Origin of the sequence: Streptomyces sp. P9(2023) (assembly GCF_032436795.1) — a bacterium.
Taxonomy (GTDB): Bacteria; Actinomycetota; Actinomycetes; order Streptomycetales; family Streptomycetaceae; genus Streptomyces.
In genome coordinates this window covers 91797-109699 of record NZ_JAUPWM010000006.1, presented here as the reverse complement: position 1 = coordinate 109699, position 17903 = coordinate 91797, and the positions used below count along the sequence as shown (strand labels likewise).

15 protein-coding genes are annotated in these 17903 nt (G+C 71.5%); 7 read left to right on the top strand and 8 right to left on the bottom strand.

The window, feature by feature from the left end; genetic code table 11:
* Positions 1–10: 10 nt before the first annotated feature.
* The 5 genes from Q5762_RS11395 (at position 11) to Q5762_RS11375 (ending at position 7569) form a co-directional block, all read left to right on the top strand.
* Entirely contained in the window at positions 11–970 is a 960-nt protein-coding gene (locus Q5762_RS11395) for a sugar ABC transporter permease (protein ID WP_315891897.1), read from the top strand.
* Positions 971–986: 16 nt separating this feature from the next.
* On the top strand, positions 987–1862 hold the full coding sequence (locus tag Q5762_RS11390) for a carbohydrate ABC transporter permease (protein WP_315891896.1): 876 nt from the start codon (positions 987–989) through the stop codon (positions 1860–1862).
* Positions 1863–1982: 120 nt separating this feature from the next.
* Complete coding sequence (locus tag Q5762_RS11385; RefSeq protein WP_315891895.1) at positions 1983–3587, top strand: glycoside hydrolase family 13 protein; 1605 nt, start codon at positions 1983–1985, stop codon at positions 3585–3587.
* A 55-nt stretch (positions 3588–3642) separates the two neighbouring features.
* Entirely contained in the window at positions 3643–5313 is a 1671-nt protein-coding gene (locus tag Q5762_RS11380; protein ID WP_315891894.1) for a tetratricopeptide repeat protein, read from the top strand.
* A gap of 228 nt (positions 5314–5541) precedes the next feature.
* Positions 5542–7569, top strand: coding sequence for a glycosyl hydrolase family 28-related protein (locus Q5762_RS11375; protein WP_315891893.1), 2028 nt, complete (start codon positions 5542–5544; stop codon positions 7567–7569).
* 145 nt (positions 7570–7714) lie between these two features.
* Here Q5762_RS11375 and Q5762_RS11370 read toward each other — a convergent pair whose 3' ends face one another.
* Together Q5762_RS11370 and Q5762_RS11365 are read right to left on the bottom strand one after the other, a co-directional pair.
* A complete protein-coding gene (locus Q5762_RS11370; protein WP_315891892.1) occupies positions 7715–8104 on the bottom strand; it encodes a DUF2267 domain-containing protein in 390 nt (129 codons plus the stop codon).
* A 107-nt stretch (positions 8105–8211) separates the two neighbouring features.
* Positions 8212–8643, bottom strand: a complete 432-nt coding sequence (locus Q5762_RS11365; protein ID WP_315891891.1) for an Hsp20/alpha crystallin family protein — start codon at positions 8641–8643, stop codon at positions 8212–8214.
* A gap of 164 nt (positions 8644–8807) precedes the next feature.
* Between Q5762_RS11365 and Q5762_RS11360 the strand changes: the two genes are divergently transcribed.
* Complete coding sequence (locus tag Q5762_RS11360; RefSeq protein ID WP_315892064.1) at positions 8808–9566, top strand: type III effector protein; 759 nt, start codon at positions 8808–8810, stop codon at positions 9564–9566.
* Positions 9567–9726: 160 nt separating this feature from the next.
* On the opposite strand, the gene Q5762_RS39945 is transcribed toward Q5762_RS11360, so the two are convergent.
* The 4 genes from Q5762_RS39945 to Q5762_RS11345 all read right to left on the bottom strand — a co-directional run bounded on the left by Q5762_RS39945 (position 9727) and on the right by Q5762_RS11345 (position 15238).
* Positions 9727–9906: a hypothetical protein gene (locus Q5762_RS39945; RefSeq protein ID WP_399494912.1), complete on the bottom strand. Its 180-nt coding sequence runs from the start codon at positions 9904–9906 to the stop codon at positions 9727–9729.
* Between the two features lie 93 nt (positions 9907–9999).
* Positions 10000–10620: an RNA 2',3'-cyclic phosphodiesterase gene (gene thpR, locus Q5762_RS11355; protein ID WP_399494910.1), complete on the bottom strand. Its 621-nt coding sequence runs from the start codon at positions 10618–10620 to the stop codon at positions 10000–10002.
* Positions 10617–13049 carry a SpoIIE family protein phosphatase gene (locus Q5762_RS11350; protein ID WP_315891889.1) on the bottom strand — a complete coding sequence of 811 codons (2433 nt, stop codon included), beginning with the start codon at positions 13047–13049 and terminating at the stop codon, positions 10617–10619. The genes thpR and Q5762_RS11350 overlap by 4 nt, the downstream gene beginning before the upstream one ends.
* A complete protein-coding gene (locus Q5762_RS11345; RefSeq protein WP_315891888.1) occupies positions 13046–15238 on the bottom strand; it encodes a SpoIIE family protein phosphatase in 2193 nt (730 codons plus the stop codon). Before Q5762_RS11345 ends, Q5762_RS11350 begins: the two co-directional genes overlap by 4 nt.
* A 199-nt stretch (positions 15239–15437) precedes the next feature.
* Between Q5762_RS11345 and Q5762_RS11340 the strand changes: the two genes are divergently transcribed.
* Entirely contained in the window at positions 15438–16172 is a 735-nt protein-coding gene (locus tag Q5762_RS11340; protein WP_315891887.1) for an SOS response-associated peptidase, read from the top strand.
* Positions 16173–16238: 66 nt separating this feature from the next.
* On the opposite strand, the gene Q5762_RS11335 is transcribed toward Q5762_RS11340, so the two are convergent.
* The gene (locus tag Q5762_RS11335; protein ID WP_315891886.1) at positions 16239–17066 is read right to left on the bottom strand and encodes a PaaX family transcriptional regulator C-terminal domain-containing protein; all 828 of its coding nucleotides are present in this window, start codon (positions 17064–17066) and stop codon (positions 16239–16241) included.
* A 59-nt stretch (positions 17067–17125) separates the two neighbouring features.
* Entirely contained in the window at positions 17126–17833 is a 708-nt protein-coding gene (locus tag Q5762_RS11330; protein WP_315892063.1) for an Asp/Glu racemase, read from the bottom strand.
* Positions 17834–17903 lie beyond the last annotated feature (70 nt).

Below are 17903 nucleotides of genomic sequence, written 5' to 3'. Positions count from 1 at the left end.
AGGAGCGACGATGTCGGCCCCCAGCCTGACCCCGAGCAAGACGGGATCCCCCCGCCACTCCCCGCCGCGCGAGGCGGACCACGCGCCCCCCGGCGGGCGGTTCCCGAAGAGCCTGCGGCGTAACCTCACCGCCCACGGGTTCCTCATCGGCGCGGTCCTCTGCTTCGCGGTCTTCTCCTGGTACCCGATGGTCAGGGAGTTCTTCCTGGCCTTCCAGAAGACCGAGGGCGGCTCGACCACTTGGGTCGGCTTCGACAACCTCGTCACGGTCTTCAACGACCCGGCGTTCTGGCAGGCCTGGCGCAACACGCTCCTGTTCACCGTGCTCGCGCTGGTCTTCGGCTTCGCCGTCCCGTTCGTCGTCGCCCTCGTCATCAACGAGTTCCACCACGGACAGGGCTACCTCCGGCTGCTCGTCTACCTGCCCGTGATGCTGCCGCCGGTCGCCTCGGTGCTCCTCTTCAAGTACCTGTACGACCCCGGCTACGGCCTGCTCAACGAGCTGTTCACCTCGATCGGCCTGCCCGAGCAGCAGTGGCTCCAGGACCCCGACCTCTCCATGCTCTCCGTCGTCATCGCCTCGACCTGGATGAACATGGGCGGCGCGGCCCTCATCTACCTCGCCGCGCTCCAGTCCATCCCCGGCGAGCTGTACGAGGCGGCCGAACTGGACGGCGCCGGCCTGCTCCGCAAGATATGGCACGTCACCATCCCGCAGACCCGCCTCATCCTCTCGCTGATGCTGCTCATGCAGATCATCGCGACCATGCAGGTCTTCGTCGAACCCTTCCTGCTCACCGGCGGCGCAGGACCCGAGGGCTCCACCACGACGGTCGTCTACCTCATCTACCAGTACGCCTTCAACTTCAACAACTACGGTGCCGCGGCGGCGCTCGGCCTGCTCCTGCTCGTACTCCTGGCCGGATTCTCGGCCGCGTACGTGAAGCTCAGCCGCGCCGAGGACGAGTAGGACCGGGGAGACCAGCATGTCCACACGCACACTCATCTCGCCGTCACAGCTCGCCCGCCCCCGAGGCAAGGTCATCTACTGGACCGTCTTCGCCGTCGTCGTCGGCGGCTTCACCCTGGCGTTCCTCGGCCCCCTTTACTGGCTGGTGACGAGCGGCTTCAAGGACGCCCAGGAAGTGATCCAGACACCGCCGACCCTGGTGCCCGGGTCGTTCACGCCGGAGAACTACACGCGGGCCTGGGAGGTCATGGACCTCGCCACCCTGCTCTTCAACACCCTCTACTACGCGTTCGGCGCGCTCGCCTTCCAACTCGTCCTCGACGTGGCGGCCGCCTACTCGCTCTCCAAGCTGCGGCCCGTCCTCGGCAAGGCGATCCTCGGCCTGATGCTGGCGACCCTGATGATCCCGGCGACCGTCCTCGTCGTACCGCAGTACCTCACGGTCCTGGACGTGCCGGTCGTGGAACGCAACCTGCTCAACACGCCCTGGGCGATCTGGCTGCCGTCGGTCACCAACGCCTTCAACATCTTCCTGCTCAAGCGGTTCTTCGACTCGATCCCGAGGGAGCTGCTCGACGCCGCGTCGATGGACGGGGCCTCCCCGACGCGGATCCTGTGGTCGATCGTGCTGCCCATCTCGCGGCCGATCCTGGGCGTGGTGTCGATCTTCGCCGTCGTGGGGGTCTGGAAGGACTTCCTCTGGCCGCTGCTCACCCTCCCCGACCCGGCGAAACAGACGCTCAACGTCGGCATCTACTCGCTGTCCAACGGCGTGCCCGTGAACGTGCTGATCGCCGCGCTGACCATCGCCTCCGTACCGACCCTGCTCATCTTCCTGGTCTTCCAGCGCAACATCATGAGCGGTCTCACCGCCGGCGGACTCAAGGGCTGACCGCACCCCTTCCCGCCTCCGCACCCGCGCACCCCCAGGCCTTCGTCGCCGGCCCTCCACACGCCCCGCAGCGACCGGGCCGGCGACGAAGAACCCCGACCTGCCCGAAAGGACCGTCACGTGGCAGCCCCTCACTCGCACCGCACCGACGACTGGTGGCGCGACGCCGTCATCTACCAGGTGTACCCACGCAGCTTCGCCGACGGAGACGGCGACGGCACCGGGGACCTCGCGGGCGTCCGGGCGAGACTGCCCTACCTCGCCGAACTCGGCGTCGACGCCGTCTGGTTCACCCCCTGGTACCTCTCCCCGCTGGTGGACGGCGGGTACGACGTCGCCGACTACCGCACCATCGACCCCGCCTTCGGCACCCTCGCCGAGGCCGAGAAGCTGATCGCCGAAGCCCGCGAGCTCTCCATCCGGGTGATCGTCGACATCGTCCCCAACCACGTCTCCGACCAGCACGCCTGGTTCCGCGCGGCCCTGGCGGCCGGCCCCGGGAGCCCCGAGCGCGAGCTGTTCCACTTCCGGGCCGGCCGCGGGGAGAACGGCGAACTCCCGCCCAACAACTGGCCCTCGCAGTTCTCGGGCCGGACCTGGACCCGGGTCGAGGACGGCGAGTGGTACCTCCACCTCTTCACCCCCGAGCAACCGGACCTCAACTGGGCCCACCCGGCGGTCCGCCGCGAGCACGAGGACGTCCTGCGCTTCTGGTTCGAGCGTGGTGTCGCCGGCGTACGGATCGACTCGGCCGCGCTCCTTGCCAAGGACCCCGCGCTCGCCGACTTCGTCGAGGGCGTCGACCCCCACCCGTACATCGACCAGGACGAACTCCACGACATCTACCGGTCCTGGCGCGCGATAGCCGACACGTACCAGGCGGTCTTCGTCGGCGAGGTCTGGCTGCCGGACTCCGAGCGCTTCGCCCGCTACCTCCGCCCCGACGAGCTGCACACCGCCTTCAACTTCAACTTCCTCTCCTGCCCCTGGGAGGCGGCCCGGCTGCGCCGCACCATCGACGACACCCTGGCCGAGCACGCCCCGGTCGGAGCCCCGGCGACCTGGGTCCTCTGCAACCACGACGTCACCCGGACCGCCACCCGTTACGGGCGCGCCGACACCGGCTTCGACTTCGCGACGAAGGCCTTCGGCACCCCCACCGACCTGGACCTCGGCACCCGGCGCGCCCGCGCCGCCGCGCTGCTGACCCTCGCCCTGCCCGGATCGGTGTACGTGTACCAGGGCGAGGAACTCGGGCTGCCCGAGGCCGACATCCCGCTCGACCGCATCGAGGACCCCATGCACGCCCGCTCCGAGGGCGTCGACCCCGGACGCGACGGCTGCCGCGTGCCGTTGCCGTGGACCGCCGAAGCACCCTCGTACGGCTTCGGTCCGGCTTCCGAGCCGTGGCTGCCCCAGCCCCGGGACTGGGCGCGTTACGCGGTGGACCGCCAGGGGAGCGACCCGGAGTCGATGCTCGCGCTGTACCGGACGGCGCTGGCCCTGCGCCGCACCGAGGAGGGTTTCGGCGACGGCCCGATGACCTGGCTCCCCGCCGGCGAGGGGGTGCTCGCCTTCGCCCGTACGAACGGTCTGGTCTGCGTCGTCAACCTCTCCGGTACGCCCGCCGCCCTCCCGCCGCACGAGCGGGTCCTCCTCGCCAGCGGACCGCTCGACGCCGAGGGGCGTCTGCCGCGGGACACGGGGGTGTGGCTGCGCGTCTGACGGCGAACAGCCACCGGTTGGCCGGGACTTGGCGCCACCTGGCACGATGTGGATCATGATGGAGGAGATACAGGCCCACGGAGAGGCGCTCGTCGCCGCCGCTCGTGCCGGCGACGCCAAGACCGCCCGTCGGCACACCGACTTCTTCGTGCTCCGCAAGCACGTGGACGAAGGCATCCCGTACTGGGAGCAGGCGGTGGCGGCCGGCGACGCCTTCTCGCACTACACCCTGGCCCGGTACCGGAAGATCCGGGGTGACCGGCAGGCCGCGGACGCGCTCTACCGCGCCGTCGCCGACCGGCACGCCGGATGCGCCTACGGACTCGGCGTACTGCTCCGCGAGGACGGTGATCCGGAGGCTGTCGAATGGTTCCGCCGCGGCTGGGAGGGCGGACGCCACCTCGACTGCAAGATCGAGCTCGGCAAGCTGATCGCCGCCGAGGGGCGTCTCGAGGAGGCGTCGAAGTTCCTGATGAGCGACATCGAGCTGGGCGACATCGCGGTCTTCCGCTGGGCGCAGCTCTTCGACTCGATCGGCGAGGACTTCGACCGTGTCGCGGCCGGACTCGATGCCGCCGAGGCAGCCGGGGACGGGGACGCCGCCGTCGAGGCGCTGCGCCCGCTCTTCGACCTGGAGAAGCACTTCCGCGACTACCCGGGTCTGACGATCGAGGCGGCCCGTCAGTACCGCAGGGCTTCCGGGCTCAGCGCCGCCGCCCGCGTGGACCACGCCGTGTTCCTGACGGAGACCGGCGGCGAGGAGTCCTGGCCCGAGGCCCGTGGCCTGGTGCTCCAGGCCCACGAGGAGGGCTACGAAGGCGCCGCGTACGCCCTGGGTGTCCTGCACGAGCAGCGCGGCGACCTCGGCGACGCCGAGCACTGGTACGGCCTTGCAGCCGCCAAGGGGCAGCCGCGGGCCCAATGGAACCTCGCGCTCCTCCACAAACGGCAGCGGCGGTACGAGGAGGCCGAGCGCTGGTTCCGGGAGGTCGGCGAGGACGACGAGGACGTGGTCGAGCAGCTCGCCCGGATCGCCGCGATCCGCGCGGGCGGCGGCGTCGGCCCCGGCAAGGACCTGCGCCGACTGCCCGGACTGCGTGAGCGGGCCGAGGCGGGCGACGTGCATGCCTCGTACGCGTACGGGAGGATCCTCGGCGACTGGGCCGGCGCGGACGACCTCCACCTGATCCGCTGGATCGAGCCCGCCGCGCTGGCCGGGCACGAGGATGCGGCGTACGACCTCGCGGAGCTGTACGGCGCGCTACGCCGGCCCGTGCTGCGCGACCGGTGGTACCGGACGGCCGCCGAGGCGGGCCACCACGACGCGTGCAACCAGATGGGGTGGCTCTCCGAGTACCACCGGGACTACCAGGAGGCCGAGCGCTGGTATGTGCGCGCGGCCGGCGACGGGTCCCCGCTGAACGCCATGCTCGCGGGCAAACTGAAGGCCCAGCGCGGTGCGTTCGCCGAGGCGGAGCCGTTTCTCCAGGTGGCCTGGGAAGAAGGTGGCGACTCCGCGTACCGAACGGAAGCCGCCGGGTACTACGGACTCGTCCTGCACCGGCTCGGCCGCCTCATGGAAGCCGTCGAGCCGCTGCGGACCGCCACGGCCCGCTGGGACGAGGATGTGAGCGCCCGCTACAGCCGGGACGACCTGGACGTGCTGGCCCGGACGGTCGACCCGGCGAAGGAGCTGGCAGCGGTGGAGGCGGCGTTGCAGGCCTGACGCCGCCGCTCGGGGGGTGCTGGGGACGAGGCGGTGAGGGCGTCTCCGGCGCACCCGGATCTACAGTCCATCGCAATGCTGGCACAGCGAGAACGCAGAATTCTGTTGAAGATGCGCAATTTTGCGACCAAAGCCTTGTGGTGGTGCACGAACGCGCCTAATGTCCCCACGCCGCCGGTGTTCCGCCGGCCGCCGAGCGACCTCCCCACCTGACAGAAGCGAGGCCCGATGCTCCCGAGCCGCCTCCGACCCCGGGCCCACACCGGCAGGAGAACCACCGCCGTCGTCTGCGCGCTCCTCGTCCTCGGCGTGAGTTACGACGCCGCCGCGGCCGCACCCGCGGCCGACAGCATCGGCCGACCGGTCGTCACCCGCGCCGCCCTCGACCCGGAGCTCGTCACGGGCCGCGGCGCCGACGTCGCCTTCGACGAGCAGGAGGCGGAGAACGCCCGTACCGACGGCGTCGTCATCGGACCGGACCGCACGCCGTACACGCTGCCCTCCGAGGCGTCCGGGCGCAGAGCCGTCCGGTTGACGCCCGGTCAGTACGTCGAGTTCGTCCTCCCTCGCGCGGCGAACGCCCTGACCGTCCGCTACAGCATCCCCGACGCGCCGGAAGGCGGCGGCATCACCGCGCCCCTGCACGTCACCGTCAACGGCGGCCACCGCACGTCGATGACGCTCACCTCTCAGTACGCCTGGCTCTACAACCAGTACCCCTTCACCAACGACCCCCGGGCGGACCTCCTCCACCCCGACTGGTGGACCACGGAGTGCTCCTGCGTCCCGGCGGCGACCACGCCGGCACCCCGGTTCGACAAGCCGTTCCGCCCCACTCACTTCTACGACGAGCAGCGCCTGCGCCTGGACAGGACGTACCGCGCGGGCGACCGCGTACGCCTCACCGTGCCGCAGGGCAGCCGCGCCGCCTGGACCGTCGTGGACCTGCTCGACACGGAGCTCGTCGGCCGGCCGTATGTCGACCACCGGGCCGTCAACGTCCTCGCCTTCGGCGCCGACCCGACCGGCCGGCGGGACGCCGCGCCCGCGATCGAGCGCGCCATCGCCTTCGCGCGGCGCGCCGACCGCGCCGTCTACCTGCCGCCCGGTACGTACCAGGTCAACCGCCACATCGTCGTGGACGACGTCACCCTCAAGGGCGCCGGCAACTGGCACACGATCATCAAGGGCCGCCAGGTCACCCTGGACGAGCCCGCGCCGGACGGCTCGACGAACACGGGCGTCGGCTTCTACGGCAGGAGCGCGGCGGAGGGCGGCAGCCGCAACGTGCACCTGTCCGGCTTCGCGATCGAGGGCGACGTCCGCGAGCGTGTCGACACCGACCAGGTCAACGCCATCGGCGGCGCGATGAGCGCGTCGACGATCGACGGCCTCTACCTCCACCACACCAAGGTGGGCCTCTGGTTCGACGGCCCGATGTCGGACGTGAAGGTGACCGACAACGTCATCGTGGACCAGATCGCCGACGCCCTGAACTTCCACACGGGTGTCACCGACTCGGAGGTGCGCGACAACTTCGTCCGCAACACGGGCGACGACGGCCTGGCCATGTGGTCGGACGGGACCGCGAACGCGAACAACACCTTCTCGCACAACACCGTCCAGTCACCGACCCTCGCGAACGGCATCGCGATCTACGGCGGCGGGAACAACACCGTCACGGGCAACCTGGTCGCCGATCCGGTCCGCGAGGGCAGCGGCCTCCACGCGGGCGCCCGCTTCGGCGCCGAACCGTTCACGGGTGCGCTCCGCTTCACCGACAACACGACGGTGCGCGCCGGCACCCTGGACCTCAACTGGAACATCGGGCTCGGCGCGATCTGGTTCTACGCCCTGGACAAGAGCCTCGACGCCGACATCCGGGTCACCGGCGACCACTACCTCGACAGCACCTACAACGCGATCATGCTGGTCAGCGAGTACGCGGTGAAGGACCGCTACGAGATCCCCGGCGTCCACTTCAAGGACATCCGCGTCGACGGCACCGGCACCTCGGTCGTCAGCGCCCGGGTGAAGGGCTCCGCGACCTTCGAGAACGTCGACGCACGCGGCGTGGGCGGGGTCGGCGTCAACAACTGCGGCTCGTTCAACTTCCCCGCCACCGGCTCCGAGTTCGCCCTGGAGGACCGCGGCGGCAACGACGGCGACTGGCTCGCGACCTGGCTGCTCCCCAACACGATCACCTGCAACGACCGCCCCCCGGTCGTACCGCCGCCTCCGCCGTCACGGTGGTGACGCGGGCAAGCGCCGCCGACTGGAACCCTGCGCCGGAGCCGACCACCCTCGACGGCACAGGGCCACGGCACAGGACCACGGCACAGCAGGACGGGTCAACACCTCGGGGGCCGGTGCCGACCCCGCCACCGGTGTGGCCTCGGTGTCACACGGACGTCGGGCGGCCGAAGAGCAGGTCGTACCCCGGGGGGAGTTGCATCAGGATGCGGTGGGTGAGTTCTCCGCCGGCGGCGTCCGAGGCCGTGCTGAGCACGGCGCCGATGTCCCACTGGGCGGTCTCGTCCGTGGCTCCCTCGATCCATGCGGCGGTGGCGCGCACGAAACGGTCGGGGGGCAGGGGCTCAGCGGCCTGAAGCGGGTTGAGCAGGATCAACGAGTATGTCTCGGGGAGCCGGGCGGCGAGTTCGGCGCGTTCGCCGCCGACCAGATGGGCGCCGAGGAGCGCCAGGACCACACGGGCCGCGCGGTCGGCCTCCTGGATGGAGTCGTACTTTCCGCGTTCCTGCACTTCCTTGAGGAACAGGTCCTTGAGCATTGCTGCTCCCCTCGTGAGAGGCGGAGGGAGGGGGCGGAGGACGGCGGCACGGGAAGGGGAGGAACCGTGCCGCGTCCTCCGCTGTGGAGCCGACGGTGCGGCTCGGCTCAGCCGCTGATCTCCTTGCGCTCGCCCCGGCTCTCGATGGTGATCTTGCGGGGCTTGGCATGCTGGGCGATCGGGATGCGCAGGGTCAGCACACCCGCGTCGTAGTCGGCGGCGATGTGCTCGGTGTCGAGCGTGTCGGCCAGCATGATCTGCCGGGAGAAGACACCCAGCGGCCGCTCGGAGAGCTCCATCTGGACGTCGTCCGTGTCGGCTGCCGGACGCCGCTCGGCCTTCACGGTCAGCATGTTCCGCTCGACGTCGATGTCGATCGCCTCCGGGGAGACTCCCGGCAGATCGAAGGCGACGACGTACTCGTCACCCTTCTGATACGCGTCCATCGGCATCGCGGACGGCCTTGACCAGGTGCCGGGCGTCAGGAGCTGCTGGGTGAGCCGGTCGAGCTCGCGGAAGGGATCGGTGCGCATCAACATCACGAACACCTCCAGTCGGTTCAGTCAGCATCTGCCAATGCGCTTCACCTCACTTCCGTTGTAACATGTCATCCATCTGATGACAAGAAGGAAGTCATCGAAAGGATGACAGGCGGAGGAATCCTGTGACCGCGAGTGACGAGAGCCGGGAAATTCACCGGGAGATCCGCCGCGAGAACACCCAGGGTGAACCGGGCGGCGGAAACGGCGACGCGCGTCGCGCGAGCCCGGAATCCCTCCTCGCCGCCACCGCGGCGCTCGACGTCATCAGCGCGGCCCTGCGTGCGGCACGCATTGCGGACCCCGGCGCGACCAACGCCGAGCCGGGCGACGACGGGCCGGGCGACGACGGGCCGGGCGACGACGGGCAGGCCGAGAACAGGCAGATCGAGGACGGGCCGGGGCGGGCCCTGGCCTCCCTGCTCCTGCTGCGCGAGGTACGCGACGAGCTCGGCACGTGGGAATCCCACCTCATCGAGGCGGCCCGCCGAGCCGGGGCCAGCTGGGCCGACCTCGCCCACCCGCTCGGCGTCGCCAGCCGACAGGCCGCCGAGCGCCGCTACCTCAGGCTCCGACCGGGTGCCGATGGCAGCACCGCCGAACAACGCGTCAAGGCAACCCGCGACCGCCGCGCCGCCGATCGCGCGGTCGTGATCTGGGCCCGAGGCCATGCGGCCGACCTGCGCCGGCTCGCCGGACAGATCACCGCCCTCACCGACCTTCCCGAGGCGGCACGGGCGGCCCTCGCCGACCTCGACCGCGCCCTCGCCGAGGATGACGCCGCCGCGCTCGTCGCCCCCCTGGCCGCAGCCCGCGACCACCTTCGGGCCACGCGCCCCGATCTCGCCGAGAGCATCGACCGCCTCATCCTCCGCGCGGAGCAGCTCCGTCGGGACAGTACGGATCAGCGCGGTACGACCTGAGTGACCGCGTCCCCGCCCGCGTAGAGAGGGAGTCGAGAGGCGTACGCGCAGGCAGGCCTCGGGAGCGGGGCCCCATGGCCCGGAGGCGCTCGTTCCGGCAGGGGCGCTTCGGTCGCGCCTTCTCGGTGCCCATGTTCACGTCAATGGCTCCTGTCGGTGGTCAAGCGCACGAGCTGGGGCGGATCCGGGCATGCAGGGCCTGCGAGCGTGCGCTGCGGAGGTCGTCGGGGTCCGTAGTGCGGGTTACCCAGGCGATGTGACCGTCCGGGCGGATGAGTGACTCGGTGATGCCGTCGAGAGTGAAGTGCTTGTCGTCGGCCTTGGCGGTCAACGACCGCACCGGGCTTGGCAGGCGCGTGTGACTGAAAGGATCCGGGCTGCCCGTGTTCGTGCCATGGCCCAGGTCCTGACCCGCTGGACACGCGACCGCGGTTCAGTAACCTCCGCCGAAGTGCCAGGAGCCGACGTCGCGGTAGTGGATCGGGCCTGGGCCCCGGGCCGTGTTGCTGGCGACCAGGTGGAGGCGTGGGGTCGGCCAGGGGTGGCCGGTGAAGGTGTCGAGTTCGGAGGCGGCGTCCAGCACGCATGTGGGATCGCTTCGGCGGGCGCGTGCCAGTGTGAGGTGCGGGCGCAGCGGGCGGTCCTCGATGGGGATCCCGCACGCCTTGACCACGGCGCGTACCTCGGAGGCCAGCAGGTGCAGGCCTTCGAGGTCGCCGTCGATCCCGCTCCACAGCACCCGTCCGTCGAAGTGTCCGCCGCCGCGCAGCGCCAGCTTCAGGGGGCTGCGTGCCGCCGCCAACTCCGCGAGCGGCGGCTGGAGGAGCCGTACGGTCGCGACCGGGAGTTCGCCGAGGAACGCCAGGGTGATGTGCCAGTCCTCGATGCGGTTCCACCGCATGCCCGGGTACGCCTCGTAGGCCGGCCGCAGCGCCCGGGCCAGCTCCGCCTTCGCGTCGTCGGGCGGCGCGAGCGCTATGAAAACCCGGACGGTCGAGGTCTGGTTCTGATCGTTCACGGAAGCCTTCGTATCGCACCGCGCCGCTGGAGTCATGCGGGGGGTCCGAACTCCTGCTCCGCCCAGATGGTCTTGCCGCTCCGGCTGTAGCGGCTGCCCCAGCGGGTCGTGAGCTGAGCCACCAGGTAGAGGCCGCGGCCGCCTTCGTCGGTCAGCCGGGCCCGGCGCATGCGGGGGTGGGTGGCGCTGGGGTCGGACACTTCGCAGATCAGCCGGCCCGCGCGGATCAGCCGTATCCTGACCGGCCCGCCGGCGTACCGGATGGCGTTGGTGACCAGTTCGGTCAGCACCAGTTCGGTGGTGAAGGCCAGCTCCTCCAGTCCCCACGTGCGCAGGTGTGCCGCCGCGGTCTCCCGCATCGTGCCCACCGCGGCCGGATCGGCCTCGACCTCCCAGGCGGCCACGTCCTCGGCCGGTACGGCCCGGGTACGGGCGAGCAGCACGGTGACGTCGTCCCCGAGTCCGGCGGCAGGACGACCCGCGACGATCTCCCTGCCGAGGTCGCGCAGCGACCCGCCGAGGGCGCCGGGGCGGGCCAGGTGACCGGCCAGTTCGGCCATCCCCGCTTCCAGGTCGCCGTCCCGGTTCTCGATCAGGCCGTTGGTGTAGAGGGCGATGACTGTGCCGGGAGCTACGTCGGCCTCCGTCGTCTCGAACGGCAGACCGCCGACGCCGAGCGGCGGGCCCGGGTCGACCGGCAGGTACGAGACGTTGCCCTGCGGATCCGCCACCGCCGGCGGTGGATGCCCGGCAGATGCCACCACGCACGTCCGGGACACCGGGTCGTAGATCGCGTACGCGCAGGTCGCGCCCGTGGAGGTGGAAGGATTGCGGTCGCGCCATCCGTCGTCCCAGGCGTCCCGGCCGTCGTCCTCGGAGTCCTCGTCCGCCGGGTCCTCGGGTTCGGCGACCAGCTGGGCGACCAGATCGTCCAGGTGTGTGAGTAGTTCGTCGGGTTCGAGGTCGAGATCGGCGAGGGTGCGGACGGCTGTGCGCAGTCGGCCCATGGTGGCGGTGGCCGCGAGTCCGTGTCCGACGACGTCCCCCACGACCAGGGCGACCCGCGCGGAGGACAGCGGAATGACGTCGAACCAGTCTCCCCCGACGCCGGTCGAGGTGTTGGCGGGGAGGTACGTGCCCGATGTGGTCGCCGCCACGGTCTCGGTCTGCCTGGGCGGCAGCATGGCGCGCTGCAGGCCGACGGCTGCCCGGTGCTCGCGGGCGAAACGGCGGGCGTTGTCCAGGGCGAGGGCCGCGCGGTCGGCGATCTCGCGCAGGAGGTCGTGGTCGGCCTTCTCGTACAGGCCACGGTCGGCGTGCCGGCCCACTGACACCCGGCCGAGGATCAGTCCTCGCGCGCGCAGAAGAGCGGTCATGGTCATCGGGTAGCCCCCGGTGCCGGTGCCGGTGTCCGCGATCGGGGGTGCGACGCGCGCCACGCTCGAGGCCCGCGGGCCGTCTCCCTCCGCGGGCTGCCCCGCGACGGCCGTACGGCGCAGCACCAGCCGGCCCTCCCCGTCGGGTAGCGGTTCCTCGCCCGATGACACGGTGTCCGCGATCTCCACGACGGCCAGGTCGGCCAGACCGGGTACGAGCGCCGCGGCCAGTTCCGCACACGTGTCCTTGACCGAGAGCGAACCGCTGACCGAGGCCGTGGCGTGGTGCAGCAGTGCCAGACGCTCGCCCGAGCGGCGCAGTTCGGTGACGTCGGTGAAGAGGGCGGTAAGCCCCAGGACCCGGCCGTCGGGAGCCTGCAACCGGAACGCCGAGATCGTGATGAACACTCCGCCGGCGGGATCCTCGACGGTCCGCAGTAGCTGTTCGGCCCCGACCAGCGGCCGACCCGTGCGCAGGACCCCTCGTAGCTGCGCCTCCACCGGCGCCGCGTCCCCGGGCCACAGGAAGTCCGACAGGCGGCGTCCCCGCAGGTCGGGCGGTACGCCGGTGTAGGGCAGGAGATGGGTGTTGGTCCGGAGGAGCCGGAGGCCCGGGTCGAATACGGCGAGCCCCACCCGGTCCTGGAGGAACAGTTCGTTGATGAACGCCCGGTCCTGGTTCCAGCGGGTGGCCAGGGCCGCCGGGGCCGCCAGGACGAGGCACCAGGCCTCGTCTCCCGCCCTGTGCTCCCTGTGCCCCCGGTGCTCTCTCGCACCGCCGTGTCCGTCGCCGCCGTTGAGTCCGAACGTCTTGAAGACGACGGGCAGGTCGTCGCCCCCGCCGGTACGCAGCACGGCCTCGCCGCGCCGTTCCCCCTGGGCGTACGCCTGCACGAGCGCCGGCCAGGAGAGGGGGTTCGCGAGGAGGGCGCGCGCGGGTCGGCCGACGACGTCCGCGGCGGACCGGCCGAGCAGGGCCCGGGCTTCCGGTGTCCAGCCGCTCACCACTCCGCGGGTGTCGAGCAGGGCGACGGCGGTCTCTTCGGAGAAGGGCGGGAGGCCGCCACCGGGAACCGAGGTGCCGTTCACGGTGCCGCCTCCTTCCGGCCGTACCCGCGGTCCCGAGCGTGGTCCTCGCCGCCGTGGCCCTGGTCCTGGCCCAGCCGCAGACCCTGCTCCTGCTCCTGGTCCTCACCGGGTGGGGGTTGGGCGCGGGCGATCAGCAGAGCGACATCGTCGTGGCCGTCAGGGCGTCTCAGCGCGCCGAGGAGCAGGTCACAGGTTTCCTCCAGAGGAAGGGAGGAGGACTGCGCGAGCAGATCGGTGAGGGCCGCCAGCCGGACGTCGATGTCCTGGTCCCGGGTCTCGACCAGGCCGTCCGTGTACAGGACCAGGGTGTCACCGGGGGCGAACGGCAGCTCCACGGTCTCGAAGGGGACGCCGCCCACGCCGAGGGGCGCGCCCGTGGGCAGGTCGAGCAGGCGCGGGGCCAGGCCGGCCGGCACGTGCACGGGCGGAGGATGCCCGGCGCAGGCGAGGCGGCAGCTCCTTCGGTGGGGGTCGTACACGGCGTACACGCAGGTGGCCATCGCGTCGTCCAGATCGGCGGCGGTACGGTCCAGCTGGTTCAGGATCACCGCGGGGGCGAGACCGAGGCCGGCGAGCGTGTGCGCCGCGGTGCGCAGCTGCCCCATCGTCGCGGCGGCGTTGATGCCGCTGCCCATCACGTCACCCACGACCAGGGCCGTCTTGTCGTCGGGCAGCGGAATGGCGTCGAACCAGTCCCCTCCGACCTCGACCGCCGCCGACGCGGGCTGGTAGCGGGCGGCGACATCGAGCCGCTTCAGGCGCGGAGGGCCGTGCGGAAGCAGATGGCGCTGGAGCGCGAGTGCGGCCTGGCTCTGGTGCCGGTACCAGCGGGCGTTGTCGATCGCGACCGCGGCGCGGGCCGCCAGCTCGCCCGCCAGCAGTACGTCGTCCTGGTCGAACGCCGCCGAGTTGCGCGCGCGCTTCAGGTCGAGCACGCCGAGGACGACACCGCGGGCGCGCAGGGGGACGGCGAGGTAGGAGTGGATGCCCGCCTGCCGCAGGAGCGCCGCGGCGGAGCCGTCACGCGCGATCCGGGCCAGGTCGCCCTCCGTGACGTGCTCGACGAGTACGGGCCGGCCGGTCCGGGCACACCGGGTGACCAGTCGCTCCGTGTCGTAGCGGGCCGGTTCGCCGACCGGGTCGGCGGCCGCCTCGGCCGGGCTGGGGTACGCGGCCTTCACCGCGAGCGCGCGGAACACCGCCGTCCCTGGAGCTGCTCTGGTGCCCTGGAGGTGCGGTCCGGCCAGGATGGACTCCAGGACGTCGACGGCCGCGATGTCGGCGAACTCCGGCACCACCAGGTCGGCGAGTTCGTGGGCGGTGAGGTCGAGGTCGAGCGTGGTGCCGACGCGCTCGGAGGCGTCCGCGACGACCGCGAGGCGGCGTCTTGCCTGTGCGGCGGCCTTGGCCGCGTGGTGTTGGTCGGTGATGTCCACGACCGAGGCGGCGACCCCGATGACGAGCCGCCCCGGGGTCTGCAGGCGGTAGAGGGACATCGACCACACCTGCTCGCTTCCGTCGGGCCCGTCGGGTCCCCGCAGGGTCCGTGCGAGGACGGGGGTCCCTGTCCGCAGGACCTCTCGGAGCGTCGACTCCAGCGCGTCGACGTCGGGCGACGCCACCGCCTCACGGAACGTACGGCCCAGATGGCTGGCGGCGGGCCGGCCGTCGATGCGTTCCAGCGCCGGGTTGACCAGGATGAACCGGAGGTCGGGGTCCAGGACGGCCAGGCCGATCGGCGAGTGGGCGACCAGTCGGGAGGAGAGGGAGAGTTCCTGTTCCACGCGCCGCACTGTGGTCCGGTCGGAGGCCAGACCGAGGGCGTAGAACCGTCCCTGATCGTCCTGGAGCCGGGTGTTGCGGATCTCGACCGGGATCGTGCGGCCGTCCTTGTGCCGTACCGGGAAGACGCCGACCCAAGGCCCGCCGCCCGCGATCACGCGCTCGAACAGGGACAGCACCAGGTGCCGGTGACGGTCCTCGACCAGGAGCCGGGCGGCGGGCCGGCCCAGGGCCTCCTCCGCCGGGTATCCGAAGACCGTCTCCGCCTGCGGGCTCCACAGGACGATGCGCCCGGACGCGTTCAGTACGATCGCGGCCACCCCGAGTACGTCGAGAAGACCGCCCGGTTCCAGAGCAAGGTCACTGCCCGCCGCGTCCGGGCCTGCAGGAAAGGCCGCCGCGCTCATCCAGACCGCATCCCTCCTCAACGCAGGTCCGCGTCCGCGTGCGCAGCGGATGCACGGGTCCCCTCCATCATCCCGCTGCGGGGGCGGACCGCCAGTCGTCGTGCCCCCGGCGTCGCGGTCGTCGGCGCGGGCAGCACGCCCGATGAGGAAGCCTGCGGCGGATGCCGTCCGACTGCGGGTGTCGTGGCACAGTGGCGGTATGTGCGGCCGCTACGCCTCCACCCGTAGTCCTGCGGATCTGACCCGACTCTTCCAGGTCACCGACTGGCGCCCCGAGGAAGCACTGGCGCCCAGCTGGAACGTCGCGCCGACCGACGAGGTCTACGCGGTCCTCGAACGCGTCGCGCGGGACGAAGAGGACCAGGTACGCCGTGAACTACGGGCGCTCACATGGGGCCTGGTGCCGTCGTGGGCGAAGGACCCGAAGGCCGGTGCCCGGATGATCAACGCCCGGGTCGAGACCGTGCACGAGAAGCCCGCCTACCGGCGCGCCTTCGCCAAGCGGCGCTGCCTGCTGCCCGCCGACGGCTTCTACGAATGGGAAACGGTGAAGGACGAGGCGACGGGCAAGCCCCGCAAGCAGCCGTACTTCATCCACCCCAGCGACGGTCGGCTGATGGCCATGGCAGGTCTGTACGAGTACTGGCGCAACCCCGACGTCACGAGCGACGACGATCCCGGCGCCTGGCTGATGACCTGCACGATCCTCACCACCGAGGCCACGGACGCAGCCGGCCGCGTGCACCCCCGCATGCCGCTCGCCCTCGCCCCGGACCACTACGACGCCTGGCTCGACCCCCACCACCAGAACACCGAAGACCTCCGCGCCCTGCTCACCCAGCCCGCGGACGGCCGGCTCGACGCCCGGCTCGTCTCCATGGCCGTGAACAACGTCCGCAACAACAGCCCGCACCTCCTCGACGCAGTCACCTGACGCGAACGCGTGGAGGTGGCGCCGCCGGCACGCGGCCGGCGCGCCGGCCGAGGCCTCGTACCGCCCTCAGCCCCGCAGCCCCGTGACCTCGCCGACGTGGCGCAGGCTCGGTTCGAGGAGCATCGCGTGGAGTCGCTGGAAGACCTGCCGGGCGGCCACCGCGTTCCAGTCCGCCGGGAGGAGTTCCGTCGGCAGCCCCGGGTCCAGGTACGGCAGGCGACGCCACTGGGTGAGCAGCGGGACGTAGTGCCGGAAGGCCTCGGCGGGCTCAGGTTCCGCCTCGGCCGCTGCCATCCGCGCGGCCACCGGGGCGTACGCGTCGGTGAACTCCGCGTACTGCTTCTGGATCGCCGGGAAGTCCCACCACGAACTCACCGTGCCCGGCAGGTCGCTGAAGGCCGCGTACTCGGCGGCGAACAGGTGGACGTAGTCGCTCAGGCCGAGGCGTACGAGCATGCTCCGGGCGTCCTCAAGCAGCCGGCCCGGCGCCAGCCACACGCCGGGGGCGATGTTGCCGAAACCGAGCCAGGTCAGGCGGGTGCGCAGCTGGTAGCGGTGGGACCGCTCCGACTCCGGTACGGAGAACACCGCCATGGCCCAGCCGTCCGCCAGGTCGGCGGGTTCCAGGCTGGCGAAGATCCGGCGGTCGCCCTCGTCGAAGACCGGGAGGACGTCCGGGCTCAGCCGGTACCCGGTGGCGCCCCGGCGCTCCGGTTCGAGGACTCCGCGCTTCTTCAGCCGGGAGATCGCCGAGCGCACCGCCGGGCCGTCGACGTCCAGTTCGCCCATGAGCGTGATCAGGTCGGCGATGGAGATCCAGCCGCCGAGTTGGCGCAGGAACGCCCCGTAGACCGTGTTGATCAACGAGCTGGGCCTGAGGGGGCTGTCCGACATGATCGCCTTCCGTTGTACGCGGTCGCGATCATATCGGGGCCCCTCCGGGCCTTGAGGGGTCAGGCGTACGCCCCCGAGAGCAGGTGCCCGGCGCCCGGGGCGACGGCCGGAAGGTCCAGGGCGCGCAGCATCTGGTGGGCCGTGCACACGGCGGCCGACACCACCGGCTTGCCCAGCAGCTGCTCCGCTTCCTCGATGACGCCCAGCGAGGGCATCTGCACACAGGCCGAGAGGACGACCGCGTCGGCGTCGGTGTGGTCCAGGGCGCGGGCGAGGCCCGGCAGCCTGGCCGGGTCGTGGGCGGCCACGTCCAGGTTGTTCGGGATCTCCAGAGCCTGGTGGTCGAGGACTTCGATGCCCTCCCGGGTGAGGTAGTCGACGACGGTCCGGGTGAGGGGCCGCATGTACGGGGCGAGCAGGGCGATCTTCCGGGCGCCGATCGTGTTCAGTCCGTGCACGAGCGCGCCCGCGCTGGTGACGACGGGCGCCGGGGCACCGTTCTCGACCGTGCGCAGGTGCAGCCGCTCCTCGGAGACCCGGTGGTAGCCGGGTCCCATGCTCATGATGGCGACGAGACAGGCGTAGCCGAGTACGTCGACGCGCGCGTCGGAGAGTTCCACGGCGCACCGGTCGGAGTCGGCGTCCATGGCCTTGAGCTGTTCCGGCGTCACCTGCGTCATGCGCATCCGGCTGGAGTGGAAGGTGAAGCGCTCGTCGGGTGCGACGGCCGCGCGGGCGCGCAGGATCGCGGGGACCTCGGTCTCCATGGTGACGTTGGAGCTCGGCACGATCTGGCCGATGCGATAGGTGCGGGGCGGCACGGGTACTCCTCGGTTC

Coding starts and splice junctions, on each gene's coding strand:
- Q5762_RS11395 (WP_315891897.1), top strand. CDS start 11: ATGTCGGCCCCCAGCCTGACCCCGAGCAAGACGGGATCCCCCCGCCAC.
- Q5762_RS11390 (WP_315891896.1), top strand. CDS start 987: ATGTCCACACGCACACTCATCTCGCCGTCACAGCTCGCCCGCCCCCGA.
- Q5762_RS11380 (WP_315891894.1), top strand. CDS start 3,643: ATGATGGAGGAGATACAGGCCCACGGAGAGGCGCTCGTCGCCGCCGCT.
- Q5762_RS11375 (WP_315891893.1), top strand. CDS start 5,542: ATGCTCCCGAGCCGCCTCCGACCCCGGGCCCACACCGGCAGGAGAACC.
- Q5762_RS11370 (WP_315891892.1), bottom strand. CDS start 8,104: ATGCTCAAGGACCTGTTCCTCAAGGAAGTGCAGGAACGCGGAAAGTAC.
- Q5762_RS11365 (WP_315891891.1), bottom strand. CDS start 8,643: ATGTTGATGCGCACCGATCCCTTCCGCGAGCTCGACCGGCTCACCCAG.
- thpR (WP_399494910.1), bottom strand. CDS start 10,620: ATGACTCCAGCGGCGCGGTGCGATACGAAGGCTTCCGTGAACGATCAG.
- Q5762_RS11345 (WP_315891888.1), bottom strand. CDS start 15,238: ATGAGCGCGGCGGCCTTTCCTGCAGGCCCGGACGCGGCGGGCAGTGAC.
- Q5762_RS11340 (WP_315891887.1), top strand. CDS start 15,438: ATGTGCGGCCGCTACGCCTCCACCCGTAGTCCTGCGGATCTGACCCGA.
- Q5762_RS11335 (WP_315891886.1), bottom strand. CDS start 17,066: ATGTCGGACAGCCCCCTCAGGCCCAGCTCGTTGATCAACACGGTCTAC.
- Q5762_RS11330 (WP_315892063.1), bottom strand. CDS start 17,833: ATGGAGACCGAGGTCCCCGCGATCCTGCGCGCCCGCGCGGCCGTCGCA.